At 51.7% G+C, this 14,952-nt stretch carries 14 protein-coding genes; 4 read left to right on the plus strand and 10 right to left on the minus strand.

All coding sequences use genetic code 11. From position 1 onward, the window contains the following. Positions 1 to 12 precede the first annotated feature (12 nt). The 5 genes from phnE to ACJHXB_RS16255 form a co-directional block, all read right to left on the minus strand. The gene (gene phnE, locus ACJHXB_RS16235) at positions 13 to 792 is read right to left on the minus strand and encodes a phosphonate ABC transporter, permease protein PhnE (protein WP_001296658.1); all 780 of its coding nucleotides are present in this window, start codon (positions 790 to 792) and stop codon (positions 13 to 15) included. A 60-nt stretch (positions 793 to 852) separates the two neighbouring features. After that, complete coding sequence (phnD, locus tag ACJHXB_RS16240; protein ID WP_000991995.1) at positions 853 to 1,869, minus strand: phosphonate ABC transporter substrate-binding protein; 1,017 nt, start codon at positions 1,867 to 1,869, stop codon at positions 853 to 855. 24 nt (positions 1,870 to 1,893) lie between these two features. Further along, on the minus strand, positions 1,894 to 2,682 hold the full coding sequence (gene phnC, locus ACJHXB_RS16245) for a phosphonate ABC transporter ATP-binding protein (RefSeq protein ID WP_097447076.1): 789 nt from the start codon (positions 2,680 to 2,682) through the stop codon (positions 1,894 to 1,896). A gap of 132 nt (positions 2,683 to 2,814) precedes the next feature. Beyond that, positions 2,815 to 3,258, minus strand: coding sequence for a VOC family metalloprotein YjdN (gene yjdN, locus ACJHXB_RS16250; RefSeq protein ID WP_001131317.1), 444 nt, complete (start codon positions 3,256 to 3,258; stop codon positions 2,815 to 2,817). A 159-nt stretch (positions 3,259 to 3,417) separates the two neighbouring features. Then, positions 3,418 to 3,753 carry a zinc ribbon domain-containing protein YjdM gene (locus ACJHXB_RS16255; RefSeq protein WP_001300891.1) on the minus strand — a complete coding sequence of 112 codons (336 nt, stop codon included), beginning with the start codon at positions 3,751 to 3,753 and terminating at the stop codon, positions 3,418 to 3,420. Positions 3,754 to 4,154: 401 nt separating this feature from the next. Between ACJHXB_RS16255 and crfC the strand changes: the two genes are divergently transcribed. The 4 genes from crfC (at position 4,155) to pmrR (ending at position 9,225) form a co-directional block, all read left to right on the plus strand. Further along, positions 4,155 to 6,383, plus strand: coding sequence for a clamp-binding protein CrfC (gene crfC, locus ACJHXB_RS16260; protein WP_097447031.1), 2,229 nt, complete (start codon positions 4,155 to 4,157; stop codon positions 6,381 to 6,383). Next, positions 6,380 to 7,258: a YjcZ-like family protein gene (locus ACJHXB_RS16265; protein WP_097447032.1), complete on the plus strand. Its 879-nt coding sequence runs from the start codon at positions 6,380 to 6,382 to the stop codon at positions 7,256 to 7,258. The genes crfC and ACJHXB_RS16265 overlap by 4 nt, the downstream gene beginning before the upstream one ends. 263 nt (positions 7,259 to 7,521) lie before the next feature. Then, complete coding sequence (proP, locus tag ACJHXB_RS16270; RefSeq protein ID WP_001298520.1) at positions 7,522 to 9,024, plus strand: glycine betaine/L-proline transporter ProP; 1,503 nt, start codon at positions 7,522 to 7,524, stop codon at positions 9,022 to 9,024. 111 nt (positions 9,025 to 9,135) lie between these two features. Continuing rightward, positions 9,136 to 9,225, plus strand: a complete 90-nt coding sequence (gene pmrR / locus ACJHXB_RS16275; RefSeq protein ID WP_000797657.1) for an LpxT activity modulator PmrR — start codon at positions 9,136 to 9,138, stop codon at positions 9,223 to 9,225. On the opposite strand, the gene pmrB is transcribed toward pmrR, so the two are convergent. From pmrB to adiY, 5 genes are all read right to left on the minus strand, one after another. Then, on the minus strand, positions 9,201 to 10,301 hold the full coding sequence (gene pmrB, locus ACJHXB_RS16280) for a two-component system sensor histidine kinase PmrB (protein WP_001052138.1): 1,101 nt from the start codon (positions 10,299 to 10,301) through the stop codon (positions 9,201 to 9,203). The two genes, pmrR and pmrB, sit on opposite strands and share 25 nt — an antisense overlap. After that, a complete protein-coding gene (gene basR / locus ACJHXB_RS16285) occupies positions 10,302 to 10,970 on the minus strand; it encodes a two-component system response regulator BasR (RefSeq protein WP_000697919.1) in 669 nt (222 codons plus the stop codon). It abuts the gene before it with no gap. Then, positions 10,967 to 12,610: a phosphoethanolamine transferase EptA gene (eptA, locus tag ACJHXB_RS16290; protein ID WP_001309144.1), complete on the minus strand. Its 1,644-nt coding sequence runs from the start codon at positions 12,608 to 12,610 to the stop codon at positions 10,967 to 10,969. Before eptA ends, basR begins: the two co-directional genes overlap by 4 nt. A gap of 103 nt (positions 12,611 to 12,713) precedes the next feature. Next, positions 12,714 to 14,051 carry an arginine/agmatine antiporter gene (gene adiC, locus ACJHXB_RS16295; protein WP_000093154.1) on the minus strand — a complete coding sequence of 446 codons (1,338 nt, stop codon included), beginning with the start codon at positions 14,049 to 14,051 and terminating at the stop codon, positions 12,714 to 12,716. A gap of 136 nt (positions 14,052 to 14,187) precedes the next feature. Continuing rightward, the gene (adiY, locus tag ACJHXB_RS16300) at positions 14,188 to 14,949 is read right to left on the minus strand and encodes a DNA-binding transcriptional activator AdiY (RefSeq protein WP_001217059.1); all 762 of its coding nucleotides are present in this window, start codon (positions 14,947 to 14,949) and stop codon (positions 14,188 to 14,190) included. Positions 14,950 to 14,952: the final 3 nt, after the last annotated feature.

Below are 14,952 nucleotides of genomic sequence, written 5' to 3' on the forward strand. Positions count from 1 at the left end.
ATGCCTCGCTTATCAGATAAAGTGCTTACGCAACCGTTGAGAGAGGAAATCCAGCAGGCTGACCGTGACGATAATCAGCACCATCAGGGCGCAGGTTTGCTGGAACTGGAAACCGCGAATCGCTTCCCACAGGGTGACGCCGATCCCGCCAGCGCCGACCATGCCAACAACGGTGGCCGAACGGACGTTGGATTCGAAGCGATAGAGGGAGTAGGAGATCAGCAGCGGCATCACCTGCGGCAGCACGCCGTAGAGGATCTCTTCGAGCTTGTTGGCACCGGTGGCGCGAATACCTTCCACCGGGCCGGGTTCAATTGCTTCTACCGCTTCGGAAAGCAGTTTGGAGAGCACGCCGGTGGTGTGGATAAACAGCGCCAGTACGCCAGCGAACGGACCGAGACCGACGGCGACCACGAACAGCATGGCGAAGACCATCTCGTTAATGGCGCGGCAGGCGTCCATCAGGCGGCGTACAGGTTGGTAGACCCACCACGGTACCAGGTTTTCAGCACTCATCAGGCCGAAGGGGATGGAGAGAACCACCGCCAGCGCGGTGCCCCAGACGGCGATTTGCAGCGTGACGGCCATTTCGGTGAGGTAATCCTGCCACTGGCTGAAATCGGGCGGGAAGAAGTCGGCGGCGAACGTCGCCATGTTGCCGCCGTCTTTAATCAGCGTGAGCGGGGCCATTTCCGCGCCCTGCCACGAGACGACCAGCACGGCGATAACAACGGCCCAGCTCAGAAGCGAGAACCAGCTGCGCTTGGGTGGGGCGATGGTGATGGTTTGCATATATTGCTCCGTTTAATGTTTTCTCCCTCTCCCTGTGGGAGAGGGGACCGATCGAGCACATTACTGCACCGCTTTACTCACCGAACTCATCGCGCTTAACGCGTTGTTCAGGCGGTCCAGGTCATCCAGTTGCGCCTGAATGGCGCTAGTTTTTGCCAGCTTGTCCTGCTCATTCAGCCCTTTATTGCCTTTCACGCCCTGCATCTCTTTAAACAGCGCGAGCTGGCGAATCGGCACCAGTTGCAGGTCGCTGGAGGCGCGGAACGGGGCCCAGCCCAGGCGTTCCAGCACCGCTTTCTCTTCCGGCGTTTTGCCGTAATTCATAAAGAAGTCGTAGATCTTGTCTTTGGTGGTTTCGGAAAGATTCTTGCGCCAGACGATCGGATCGCCTGGGATCAGCGGCGACTTCCAGATCACCTTCAGTTCTTTGAGCTTCTCTGGCGCGGAGGTTTTCAGCTTGTCGAGGTTTTCGGTGTTGTTGGTCGCCACATCCACCTGCTTGTTGGCGACGGCCAGCGCGTTGGTTTCATGCCCGGCGTTGACGGTGCGCTTGAAGTCGCTGGCGGAGATATTGTTTTTGGCGAAGACGTAGTAGCCGGGGACGAGGAAGCCAGAGGTAGAGTTAGGATCGCCATTGCCGAAGGTGAGATCTTTACGCTTCGCCAGCAGATCGTTCAGGTTGTTGATCGGACTGTCTTTGTTGACGATCAACACGCTCCAGTAACCCGGCGATCCATCTGCTGCGACCGTCTGGGCGAAGACCTGACCGTTGGCGCGATCCACCGCTTCCATCGCCGACAGATTGCCGTACCAGGCGATATCCACTTTATTGAAGCGCATCCCCTGGATAATGCCCGCGTAGTCCGGGGCAAAGAAGGCGTTGACCTTTACGCCCAGCTTCTTCTCCATATCCTGTAAGAACGGCGTCCATTGCGGTTTCAGGTTTTGCTGTGATTCCGTTGAAATAATGCCGAAATTCAGCGCCTTTTCCTGCTCTTCGGCGTGCGCCGGGCTTAACAGGGTGCTGAGGCTGAACATGCTGGTGAAGGCCAGCGAGGCAATTATCTTAGCGTTCATTCGTTTTCCTCAATGATGGGGATGTCAGGCAGCTTTCGCGTTCTCTTCGACGCGGTTGATGCTGCGATAGAGATGATCAAAGCGTTCGTTATCAAACTGTTGGCTGCTGCCGTCGTAGAAGACGTGCCCCTGGCGCAGGGCGACGATGCGTTCGCAGTAGCGCAGGGCGTAATCCACCTGATGCAGCGTGACGACCACGGTAATGCTGTCGTTCTGGTTGATGTCGCGCAGGGTGTCCATCACGATGCGCGCTGATTCCGGGTCCAGCGAGGCGATGGGTTCATCGGCCAGAATCACCTTCGCCTGCTGCATCAGCGCGCGGGCAATCGCCACACGCTGCTGTTGCCCGCCGGAGAGGGTGGAAACGCGCTGATGGGCAAAATGCACCATGCCAACGCGGGTCAGCGCCTGTAACGCGCGCTGTTTCTGCTCGCGGGTGAAGTAGCTAAAACAGGTGCGCCAGAATGGCGTGCTGCCGAGCGCGCCAATCAGCACGTTCTCCAGTACGCTCAGGCGATTCACCAGGTTGAATTGTTGGAAGATGTAGCCGGTGTTGGCGCGGCTTTTGCGGATATCGCGGGCCAGGCGGCCTTCGCGCTGGACTGTGCGGCCCAGCAGCTCGATATGGCTACCGGCAGATTTATCGCCGGTAATCAAACCGCTTAAGTGACGTAAAAGGGTGGATTTGCCGGAACCCGACGGCCCAAGCAGAGCCACCATTTCACCGTGATGAATGTTCAGATCAACCGCGTGCAGCGCCTGATGCTGATTGAAGGTTTTGGCGAGCTTCTCGACACGGATAATCGTTTGCATGATGCAGCCTCCCTAAAAAAGTGGCTCCATCGTGGCGGATTATTGTGACGATTTTGTTAACTAAAAGTGACTAACGGATGAAGAGTTAACGAGATTTCGATGACAGTGCGGGAGGGCGGCCCTCCCGGCGGGTTAGTGCGTTGGTTGTTGTTTGACGACATTAATCATCCACGGTACGCCAAATTTATCGGTGACTTTGCCAAAGCCATGCGCCCAGAAAGTTTCCTGCCAGGCCATTTCGATTTTTCCGTTAGCTGCAAGGTTATCAAACCAGCGTTTTCCTTCTTCGACCTGTTGCGAATCGAGCACCAGCGTAAAGCCGGAGTAGCTGGCTTTTCCTGACGGTATAGCATCGCTCATCATGATATCGCTTCCGGCAATGCGCACATTGGCGTGGGCGATGGCGGTATCGGGAAATTGCATTCCGGAAGGGCAGTTCTCGGCGCTGTCCTGCGCTGATTTTGGCATTTCGCCGAAGCTGATTTTATAGAGCAGTTCAGCGCCCAACGTACGTTGATAATAAGCAATTGCGTCGGCACAGTTACCGGCAAAAGAGAGGTAGGGACTTAACGGCATGATGGTGACCTCAGTTAAGAGAAGCCAGTTAAGTGTAGTTCGAAATTTATACAGATGAGAGGGAAGCCTGATAAGACGCGGTCAGCGTCGCATCAGGCTGTCGGCATCGTTGCCGGATGCGGCGCGAGCGCCTTATCCGGCTTACCGATCACAATACAATCAGTTCTTTTTCACAAACTCAGATTTCAGTTTCATCGGACCAAAACCGTCGATTTTGCAATCGATGTTATGGTCGCCTTCAACCAGGCGGATGTTTTTCACTTTGGTGCCAATTTTCAGCATCGAAGAGCTACCTTTCACTTTCAGATCTTTAATGATGGTAACGCTGTCGCCGTCAGCCAGCAGATTGCCGTTAGCATCTTTAACGATCAGCTCGTCGCTTTCCTGTGCAGGTTCTGCGTCGTTCCATTCGTAGGCACATTCCGGGCAGATGTACATGCCGTTATCTTCGTAGGTGTATTCGGAGTTGCATTTTGGGCAGTGTGGTAATGACATGTGGATTTCCTCAAAAGTCAGCAGGGCAAAAGCGCCAAAAAACGGCAGATTGCCGAAAAAGGCCGCAATTATACACAAAATCCCTGAGTTTGTCGGGGGTACTGCTGATTTTAGACGACGATCGTTTTCATTTGAAAGTAAACGCAAAAAGAAAATAATCTTTTTGCCTCCATTTATTATTTAAGATAAGGTTAATGCTCTACTTGTTCTTTTTTTAATTCAAATGATATTTTTATCTTTCTGACGTTTTAAACGTATCGGAAGACGTTATTTATTCTAATAAAAAATAATACTCTAAATATAAAATTATTTCTTGCAGTAATTATAAAAGCCGAAAACAGAACTCAAAAACAATCTGGCTAAATAAAAGTAATAAAATTTGCTTTAAGGAAGAATTTTCTATGTACACACAGACCCTGTATGAGTTAAGTCAGGAGGCTGAACGCCTGTTACAGCTTTCTCGCCAACAGTTGCAGTTACTGGAAAAAATGCCTCTCTCTGTCCCCGGAGACGATGCGCCACAACTGGCTTTACCCTGGAGTCAGCCTAATATCGCCGAACGTCACGCGATGCTGAATAATGAGTTGCGTAAAATTTCCCGACTGGAAATGGTGCTGGCGATTGTCGGTACCATGAAAGCAGGGAAATCAACTACCATTAATGCCATTGTTGGTACGGAGGTTTTGCCTAATCGTAATCGCCCAATGACTGCGCTGCCGACGCTTATTCGCCATACGCCCGGGCAAAAGGAACCGGTACTGCATTTTTCACATGTCGCGCCAATCGATTGTTTAATTCAAAAATTACAACAGCGCCTGTGTGATTGCGATATTAAGCATCTGACCGATGTGCTGGAAATAGATAAAGATATGCGTGCGCTTATGCAGCGGATCGAAAATGGCGTCGCTTTCGAAAAATATTATCTGGGTGCCCAGCCTATTTTTCATTGTCTGAAAAGTTTGAATGATTTGGTGCGACTGGCGAAGGCGCTGGACGTCGATTTTCCTTTTTCTGCTTACGCCGCCATTGAGTATATTCCCGTGATTGAAGTGGAGTTTGTCCATCTGGCGGGGCTGGAGAGTTATCCCGGTCAGTTGACGTTACTGGATACCCCTGGGCCAAATGAAGCCGGGCAACCGCATCTGCAAAAAATGCTTAACCAGCAGCTGGCACGCGCCTCGGCGGTACTGGCGGTGCTGGATTATACGCAACTGAAATCGATCTCCGATGAAGAGGTCCGTGAGGCGATTTTGGCGGTGGGGCAATCGGTGCCGCTGTATGTGCTGGTCAATAAGTTCGATCAACAGGATCGTAACAGTGACGACGCCGACCAGGTGCGGGCACTGATTTCCGGGACGCTGATGAAAGGCTGTATTACGCCACAGCAGATATTTCCGGTGTCGTCGATGTGGGGCTACCTGGCGAATCGGGCGCGCCATGAGTTAGCCAACAACGGTAAGTTACCACCGCCAGAGCAACAACGCTGGGTGGAAGATTTTGCCCATGCCGCGCTCGGCAGGCGCTGGCGTCATGCCGATCTGGCGGACCTCGAACATATTCGTCATGCTGCCGATCAGTTGTGGGAAGATTCGCTGTTCGCCCAGCCAATTCAGGCGTTGCTTCATGCCGCTTACGCTAACGCCTCGTTGTATGCTCTGCGATCTGCCGCGCATAAACTGTTGAATTACGCGCAGCAGGCGCGGGAATACCTGGATTTTCGTGCGCACGGGTTAAACGTCGCTTGTGAACAATTGCGGCAAAATATCCATCAGGTCGAAGAAAGTTTGCAGCTATTGCAACTCAATCAGGCGCAGGTGAGCGGCGAGATTAAACATGAAATCGAGCTGGCCCTGACCTCCGCCAACCACTTTCTGCGTCAACAGCAAGATGCGCTGAATGCGCAGTTAGCCGCCTGGTTTCAGGATGATTCGGAGCCGTTAAGCGAGATTCGTACCCGCTGTGAGACACTGTTACAGACGGCGCAGAACACCATCAGTCGCGACTTTACGCTGCGTTTTGCCGAGCTGGAATCCACTCTTTGCCGGGTGTTAACCGATGTTATTCGCCCCATTGAGCAACAAATCAAAATGGAATTGAGCGAGTCAGGGTTTCGTCCTGGGTTTCATTTTCCTGTTTTTCACGGCGCAGTTCCCCACTTCAACACTCGCCAGCTGTTCAGTGAAGTCATTTCGCGCCAGGAAGCAACGGACGAGCAGAGCACGCGTTTAGGCGTTGTGCGTGAGACTTTTTCGCGCTGGTTGAATCAGCCCGACTGGGGACGGGGAAATGAGAAATCCCCGACAGAGACGGTTGATTACAGTGTGTTGCAACGAGCATTAAGCGCAGAAGTCGATCTTTATTGCCAACAAATGGCTAAAGTTCTGGCAGAGCAGGTCGATGAATCTGTTACGGCAGGCATGAATACTTTTTTCGCTGAGTTCGCTTCATGTTTGACGGAATTACAGACGCGTTTACGCGAAAGCCTGGCTCTGCGTCAACAAAATGAATCGGTGGTCAGGCTGATGCAGCAGCAATTGCAGCAGGCTGTGATGACTCACAGCTGGATTTACACCGACGCTCAGCTGTTACGCGATGATATTCAAACACTTTTCACGGCAGAACGATATTGACCAAGACGTTACTGGACGGCCCCGGTCGCGTGCTGGAGTCGGTTCATCCGCGCTTTTTAGTGGATCTGGCGCAGGGCGATGATGCCCGCCATCCACAAGCCCATCAGCAGCAGTTTCGTGAACGACTGATGCAGGAACTTCTTGCGCGTGTGCAGCTTCAGGCATGGACGAACGGCGGGATGTTAAATGCGCCGCTTAGCCTGCGTCTGACATTGGTGGAAAAACTGGCTTCGATGCTGGATCCCGGTCATCTGGCGCTGACGCAGATCGCGCAACATCTGGCGCTGCTGCAAAAAATGGATCACCGCCAGCACTCTGCTTTCCCGGAGCTCCCCCAGCAAATTGCCGCCTTGTATGAGTGGTTTTCAGCCCGTTGTCGCTGGAAGGAAAAGGCGTTAACGCAACGAGGCCTACTGGTGCAGGCGGGTGAACAGAGCGAGCAAATTTTTACCCGCTGGCGTGCTGGGGCGTATAACGCCTGGTCGTTGCCTGGGCGCTGTTTTATCGTTCTGGAGGAGTTGCGCTGGGGGGCATTTGGCGATGCCTGCCGTCTGGGAAGCCCGCAAGCGGTGGCGTTGTTGCTGGGTGATTTGCGCGTGAAAGCGACACAACATCTGGCAGAGAGTATCAATGCGGCCCCGACCACGCGTCACTATTACCATCAGTGGTTTGCCTCTTCGACCGTTCCGACGGGCGGGGATCATGCTGATTTTTTAAGTTGGCTGGGAAAGTGGACCACGGCAGATAAACAACCCGTTTGCTGGTCAGTGACCCAACGCTGGCAAACTGTCGCGCTGGGGATGCCACGACTCTGTTCAGCGCAGCGTCTGGCGGGGGCAATGGTCGAGGAAATCTTCTCTGTAAATTTGGTGTAAATAATCAGTTACATCAATGAGTCCTAAACGAAATCCATGTGTGAAGTTGATCACAAATTTAAACGCTGGTAGGGTAAAAAGGTCATTAACTGCCCAATTCAGGCGTCAACTGGTTTGATTGTACATTCCTTAACCGGAGGGTGTAAGCAAACCCGCTACGCTTGTTACAGAGATTGCATCCTGCAATTCCCGCTCCCCTTTTGCGGCCGTCGCGCTGATTTTTCTGGCGTTTGCGGAAATGGGCCAACTCTGCGAGGAAAGCTATGCTGAAAAGGAAAAAAGTAAAACCGATTACCCTTCGTGATGTCACCATTATTGATGACGGTAAACTGCGTAAAGCCATTACCGCAGCATCACTGGGTAATGCAATGGAATGGTTCGATTTTGGTGTTTATGGTTTTGTTGCTTACGCATTAGGTAAAGTTTTTTTCCCGGGGGCTGACCCCAGCGTGCAGATGGTTGCTGCACTTGCCACTTTCTCCGTTCCCTTTCTGATTCGACCGCTTGGCGGACTCTTCTTTGGTATGTTGGGCGATAAATATGGTCGCCAGAAGATCCTCGCTATCACTATTGTGATTATGTCGATCAGTACGTTCTGTATTGGCTTAATACCGTCCTACGACACGATTGGTATTTGGGCACCGATTCTGCTGTTGATCTGTAAGATGGCACAAGGTTTCTCGGTTGGTGGTGAATATACCGGGGCGTCGATATTTGTTGCGGAATACTCCCCTGACCGTAAACGTGGCTTTATGGGCAGCTGGCTGGACTTCGGTTCTATTGCCGGGTTTGTGCTGGGTGCGGGCGTGGTGGTGTTAATTTCGACCATTGTCGGCGAAGCGAACTTCCTCGACTGGGGCTGGCGTATTCCGTTCTTTATTGCTCTGCCGTTAGGGATTATCGGGCTTTACCTGCGCCATGCGCTGGAAGAGACCCCGGCGTTCCAGCAGCATGTTGATAAACTGGAACAGGGCGACCGTGAAGGTTTGCAGGATGGCCCGAAAGTCTCGTTTAAAGAGATTGCCACTAAATACTGGCGCAGCCTGTTGACATGTATTGGTCTGGTAATTGCCACCAACGTGACTTACTACATGTTGCTGACCTATATGCCGAGTTATTTGTCGCATAACCTGCATTACTCCGAAGACCACGGGGTGCTGATTATTATCGCCATTATGATCGGTATGCTGTTTGTCCAGCCGGTGATGGGCTTGCTGAGTGACCGTTTTGGCCGTCGTCCGTTTGTGCTACTTGGTAGTGTTGCACTGTTTGTGTTGGCAATCCCGGCGTTTATTCTGATTAACAGTAACGTCATCGGCCTGATTTTTGCCGGGTTACTGATGCTGGCGGTGATCCTTAACTGCTTTACGGGCGTTATGGCTTCTACCTTGCCAGCGATGTTCCCGACGCATATCCGTTACAGCGCGCTGGCGGCGGCATTTAATATTTCGGTGCTGGTTGCCGGTCTGACGCCAACGCTGGCGGCCTGGCTGGTCGAAAGCTCGCAGAATCTGATGATGCCAGCCTATTACCTGATGGTAGTGGCGGTGGTTGGTTTAATCACCGGCGTAACCATGAAAGAGACGGCAAATCGTCCGTTGAAAGGTGCGACACCGGCGGCGTCAGATATACAGGAAGCGAAGGAAATTCTCGTCGAGCATTACGATAATATCGAGCAGAAAATCGATGATATTGACCACGAGATTGCCGATTTGCAGGCGAAACGTACTCGCCTGGTGCAGCAACATCCGCGAATTGATGAATAAGCTGAAACGGATGGCCTGATGTGACGCTGTCTTATCAGGCCAATTGAAGTCTTAAGGTTCACTTAATCTCTGACGCGCATACTCTCCTCCAGGTTAACGGAGGAGAGTGCAATGAAAAACCGTGTTTATGAAAGTTTAACTACCGTGTTCAGCGTGCTGGTGGTCAGCAGCTTTCTTTATATCTGGTTTGCCACGTACTGATCTTTCTTCAGCCGTACCCAGGCCCGCGTGCCGGAAGTCTCTTGCCGGTTTTGCAGGAAAAACTGCCCGTGATGCAACTGTGTAATGCGGCTGACAATACTTAACCCCAGACCAATCCCGCCATAACGGCTGTCCATACGTACAAACGCTTTACTCAACTCCCCGCATTTACTCTCATCAATACCCGGTCCTTCATCTTCAACGGCCATGACCGCTCCGCCATCTTCTTGCAGCTTAATCATAATGTTGCTGCCTTGCGGGCTGTAACGATGGGCGTTTTCTACCAGGTTTCGCAATAACATCCGCAGCAGGGTTGCATCACCCTGAACGGTGATGTCGGCGGCGCTCTCTGGCAATAGCAGGGTTTGCTGGCGCTGGTCGAGCATGGTACTGAGTTCGTCATACGAGGGGAGAATGACATCTTCCAGCAGTTTTACATGTTGATAATTACCGGAAGAAAATGACTGTCCGGCACGCGCCAGTTGCAGCAGCTGGGAGACGCTCTCCATCATCTGATCAAGTCGTGCCACTAACGGTGCTACATCAATGTGATGCGTTTTCGCCAGCAGTTCCAGATGCAAACGCACCCCCGCCAGTGGCGTTCGCAGTTCGTGCGCGACGTCAGCGGTAAACAACCTTTCGTTATCCAGCGTGCTGGTCAGGCGACTGACCAGATCGTTTAACGCCGAAACCACCGCTTCGATTTCGAGGGTGGCACTGTGAATGGCAATAGGCGTTAAATTGTCGGCGGTGCGCGCTTCCAGCTCTTTTTGCAGCTCCGCCAGCGGGCGGGTGATGCGGCGTACCGCCTGATAGCAGATAAATAGCGTCAGGCTGACCATAAAGACGCCGGGGACAATCAGGCTGGCGACCGCCTCGCGGATCTCACGCATGATGTGGCGATCGTTGTTGCGATTGTCGCGTAGCGCCTGCTCAAACAGCTGAATCTGCTCGGTACTTTCATGCCATAGCCAGAAGACGCTGATCAGCTCAAACACCAACAAAATGGCCCCAATGGTCAATATCAGCCGTTGGCGCAGCGATATTGGTCGGCGCAGAAAACGCATCAAATTCAATTAGTTTTCCTCATTTGCGACCAGCATATAGCCAAAGCCGCGCACGGTGCGGATACGGGCTTTGCCCACTTTGTCGCGCAGATTGTGGATATGCACTTCCAGGGTGTTGGTCGAGGGTTCATTGTCCCAGTTATAGATGTCGTTGTAGAGAATTTCCCGATGCACCGGGCTGCCTGCTTTAAGCATCAGGCGCGACAGCAGAGCATATTCTTTGGGCGTCAGAATCAGTTCTTCTCCGCTCATCCATACCTGGCGGCGACCCATATTCAGCGTCAGATTGCCAACAATCAGCTCACTTTCGCCCTGATTATTATGGCGTCGTAGCAGGGCGCGGATACGGGCGTGTAACTCTTCCAGCGCAAAAGGCTTCACCAGATAGTCATCGGCACCGACATCCAGCCCGGCGATTTTGTCGGTCAGCGTATCGCGAGCGGTGAGGATCAGTACCGGCAGGGTGTATTTTTTCTGCCGGATACGGGCGAGAAAATGCAGTCCATCTTCGTCGGGTAACCCTAAATCCAGTACCACCAAGCTGTAATGACCGGCCTCAAGGCTTTGTTCCGCCATCCGCGCGGTTGTCACGCCATCGCACGCGTAGCCTTCGGTTTGCGCCGCCAGAATCAATCCCTGCAATAACAGCGTATCGTCTTCAACAATCAGAATTTTCATTCACTCACTCTCCTGCAAGTTTGCAGAATATCATCCGCAGCCTGGTAATACTTCGTCTCAACGCCAGTTAATCCCAATAGCGTGGAGAATAAATTATCTTGTGAATAGTGTTGCGTTTGCGCCTGTTTTTGCAGGCAGTTCTGGTCAACCTGATACCGTTTTTGATAATCCTCCGACAGCCACAGCAGCATTGGTACCTGTTTTTGGCTATCCGGGGCGATGGCATAAGGCAGACCGTGCAGATAGATGCCATTTTCACCTAACGACTCACCGTGGTCAGAAAGATAAACCAGGCTGGTGGTGAATTTATCCTGATGTTCTTTCAGCAGATTAATCGCTTTATCAACAATATAGTCGACGTAAACCAGCGTGTTGTCGTAAGTGTTCACCAGTTGCTCTTTGGTACAGGTCTGGATCTCGTTAGTGTCGCAGGTTGGGGTAAATTTCCTGAACTGCGGCGGATAGCGGTTGTAATAGGTCGGACCGTGGCTGCCGATGGTGTGTAAGACAATCACGCCATCACCCTGCAGGTTATTGATGTACTCTTCCAGCCCGTGGAACAGCACTTCGTCATAGCATTCGCCGTTGATGCACTGACCAGGCAGATTCAGCGCGGTGACGTTCTGGTGAGGCACGCGGTCGCAGGCACCTTTACAGCCGCCATCGTTGTCATTCCACAGCACGTTGATGCCCGCTCGCTGAATGATATCCAGCACGCCTTCCTGGTGCTGTGCCAGCTCTTCTTTGTAGTGCTCACGCGGCATATCCGAGAACATGCACGGTACTGAAACTGCCGTTGCCGTGCCGCAAGATGCGGTATTAGGAAAATAGACCACGTTATCTTTTGCCAACCGCGGGTTAGTTTCACGCGGGTAGCCGTTGAGGGAGAAGTTCTCCGCCCGCGAGGTTTCGCCGACAATCAGGATGGTCAAATTTTTACGTGTCTCGTTCTGCATTAATGGGTTGCGGTGCGCGTCTTCTCCAATTCGCACCAGCGGCAGATTTGCCAGTCGCTGATGGGAGTACCATGACCAGCTGGCAACAATGCTATTAGAGGGGCTTAAGGACTTCACCAGCTCTTTGTTGTTGCGGAACAATGAGGCGTAGTCTTTATAAAACAGTGCGGCGACCAGCAAAATCAGCAGTACAGACACCAGAATATTGGCTCCACGGAAAAGAACACTGCGCAGGCGCGAGGTGGCTGGTTTGATTTTAATCCAGCAGGCAATCAGCGCAGCAAGCACGCCGCTGAATCCCAGCGTTAATAACATTTGCGGCGTCATCAACGCATAACTTTCTGCCGGAGTGGTATCAATAATATTGGCAATCATCGAGCGGTCGATGACGATGCCGTAAGTCATTATGAAATATTGTGCAGCCGCGCCGACCAGAATAAACAGGCAGGCCAGCGGTCGATTAAGCCATAAGAAAGAGCTTAGTGTCAGGACAATATTAATCACGCTGAAGGCGACGACTGGCATCGACAAGAAAACCAGTACGTTATGCAGCGAGTCCAGCGGCAGCGCCTGCAACACCTGTTTAAAAAAGGCAATATTCAGGCAGATAGAGATATAAAAAGCGGCCAACAATAGCCAGGCGAGTAAATTCAAAGAGGGTCTTTTTAGTAGGCGCTTCAACATCACGGTGTTTCCATCGAACAAAGTGCGCATATGCTCGCAAAGCAAAATTAAGCCAACCTTAAGTTCTTAAGGTTGGCTTTTATGTTTGCTGGATTAAGGGGAATTAATCTTTGCTTATTGGTGCATCTAAGGGATACGGGTTTTTATGCAGCCGGTTGTAATTCAGCGCATACATGGCGGTGATGACCATCAGGGTGACAAATGACCACATAACCTCTTTCGCCCCGGACCCCACCACGGCCCAGATGCAGTAGAGGAAGGCAATGGTAGTAACTGCCAGATATGCCGGGCGTGCTTTACCAAAGTGACCGTGGCCGAGCAGCAGTAACGCCGCACAGGTGTAAAGATATGGCACCAGTGTAAAGATGACCGACACGGAAGAAACCAGACCGAACTCTTTGGTCGCGTTTGGCGAAATGCTACTGAGCTGGAAGATGGTCATCAAAATACCGACGATAATCAGCCCTGCCACTGGCGTACCCGCTTTATTTACACGGGCAAAAATCGGTGGGAACAGTCCGTCATCGGCAGCGGCTTTCGCCGTTTGACCCGCCAGCAACGTCCAGCCGCCCAGTGAACCTAAGCAACCCGCAGCTGCGCAGAAGGAAACAATGGCCCCGGCGGTGTCACCCAACGCCATCCGTGCGGCATCACCGAATGGCGAGGCAGAAACGCGCAGTGCGGCATTAGGGATCATCCCCATAATCGCGGTGGTGGAGAGTACATAGCAAACGGCGGCAATCAATACCCCACCAATGGTGGCGATAGGGACGTTGCGTTTCGGGTTTTTCACCACACCTGCGGCAACGGAGGCACTTTCCACACCGATGAACGACCACAGCGTAACGTTAAGGGTACTTTGAATCGCGCCGAAGGTGCCCAGGCCGCTGACGTTCCATGCCGCCATATAGGTTTCACCACGGAACCAGAACCAGCCAAATACGGCAATCCCGACGATGGGGATCAGCGCCAGCACGGTGGCAACGGCCTGCACACGGGTGATCATTTTCGGACCGACAATATTCAGCAGGACGAAGATCCACAGCACCACGACGCAGGTGATGGTTAATACCAGTGGATCTTTCAGAATCGGGAAGAAGTAACTTAAATATCCTACGCCAATGACCACCATGGCGATATTGCCGATCCAGCAGGCCAGCCAGTAGAGGACGTTGGTTTGATAACCGAGAAACGGGCCAAAGCAACGGCGGGCGTAAGCGTAAGAACCACCAGGACTTGGGTCGAGGAACGACATTTTGGCGTATACCATCGAGAGCCCCAGCGCACCGATAATCGTCACCAACCATCCATAAATGGCAATCCCGCCAGTGGAGGCCAGGTTTGCAGGTAACAGAAAAACACCTGACCCCATAATATTCCCCGACACCATCAGGGTGACGGGGATTAAGCCCACTTTGTGAGCATCAGCATCCGAAGACATAATTAAACTCCTGCGAAGGCGAGCTTCGTGACAATAAATTACGTCATATCATACGCCTGCATTCGATAGTTGAATTATTATCGACCGGGTTATCGCTGATGCCGTTATTAATATAGCTCTTCGTTAAGGTTAAAAATCAGGCGACAGTGCGTTCTCTGTGCTGACTAACATAATGCAGCGGCGTCATACCGTAGAAGTCTTTAAAGACAGAAATAAAGTACGACGTACTGTTGTAGCCGCAGGACTGTGAAACCTGAGAGATATTTTTACCGTCCATCATTAATTCATTTACGGCATAACGCATGCGGCAGGTGGTGATTATTTGGCTATAACTGGTGTTTTCGCTTTTCAGCTTTTTCTTTAACAGACTCGGGCTAAGACATAAACAACTGGCTACCATACTAAGATTCCAGTCTTTGTGGATATCGCTTTCAATAATTTGATAAACGCTGTCACTTACACAATTACGTAACATATACATCATTAATGAAAGGAATTTTTTACTGTCGAGAAAACGGGATAGCACAGTGAATAATAATGCGCGTGTTCGTTCCTTTTCTGACTCAGTTTCAGCGGGCATCATGCTATGTTGCGCGGCAACGCGAAAGACGTCTGGCGTCAGGCATGGCAGTGTGAGGATGGGCGTAGCGCTACGTTGCCATACTGGTATTTGCGAGAGATCTTTATTCAGAAACCGGAGGTAATCTTTGATGATGTCGTGACTAATATGAGCAACCAAAGTGTTGTTAAGAGAGGAGACGTCGATAATATTATTTTCACAATTTAATAACGCCATATGGTTAGCTTTAAGGCTAATAGGTTCTTTCCCATTCACCCTTATCCAGACATCTTTTTCAGTCAATAAAACAATACAAGGTTGGTCGCTGCAAATCCTCATACA

This window comes from Escherichia sp. WS3227_2, assembly GCF_046486495.1.
In the GTDB taxonomy this organism is placed as follows: domain Bacteria; phylum Pseudomonadota; class Gammaproteobacteria; order Enterobacterales; family Enterobacteriaceae; genus Escherichia; species Escherichia coli.

Bases quoted from the DNA above. Each gene is read 5' to 3' on its own strand.
- phnE (WP_001296658.1), bottom strand. From the start codon at position 792: ATGCAAACCATCACCATCGCCCCACCCAAGCGCAGCTGGTTCTCGCTT.
- phnD (WP_000991995.1), bottom strand. From the start codon at position 1,869: ATGAACGCTAAGATAATTGCCTCGCTGGCCTTCACCAGCATGTTCAGC.
- phnC (WP_097447076.1), bottom strand. From the start codon at position 2,682: ATGCAAACGATTATCCGTGTCGAGAAGCTCGCCAAAACCTTCAATCAG.
- yjdN (WP_001131317.1), bottom strand. From the start codon at position 3,258: ATGCCGTTAAGTCCCTACCTCTCTTTTGCCGGTAACTGTGCCGACGCA.
- ACJHXB_RS16255 (WP_001300891.1), bottom strand. From the start codon at position 3,753: ATGTCATTACCACACTGCCCAAAATGCAACTCCGAATACACCTACGAA.
- crfC (WP_097447031.1), top strand. From the start codon at position 4,155: ATGTACACACAGACCCTGTATGAGTTAAGTCAGGAGGCTGAACGCCTG.
- proP (WP_001298520.1), top strand. From the start codon at position 7,522: ATGCTGAAAAGGAAAAAAGTAAAACCGATTACCCTTCGTGATGTCACC.
- pmrR (WP_000797657.1), top strand. From the start codon at position 9,136: ATGAAAAACCGTGTTTATGAAAGTTTAACTACCGTGTTCAGCGTGCTG.
- basR (WP_000697919.1), bottom strand. From the start codon at position 10,970: ATGAAAATTCTGATTGTTGAAGACGATACGCTGTTATTGCAGGGATTG.
- eptA (WP_001309144.1), bottom strand. From the start codon at position 12,610: ATGTTGAAGCGCCTACTAAAAAGACCCTCTTTGAATTTACTCGCCTGG.
- adiC (WP_000093154.1), bottom strand. From the start codon at position 14,051: ATGTCTTCGGATGCTGATGCTCACAAAGTGGGCTTAATCCCCGTCACC.
- adiY (WP_001217059.1), bottom strand. From the start codon at position 14,949: ATGAGGATTTGCAGCGACCAACCTTGTATTGTTTTATTGACTGAAAAA.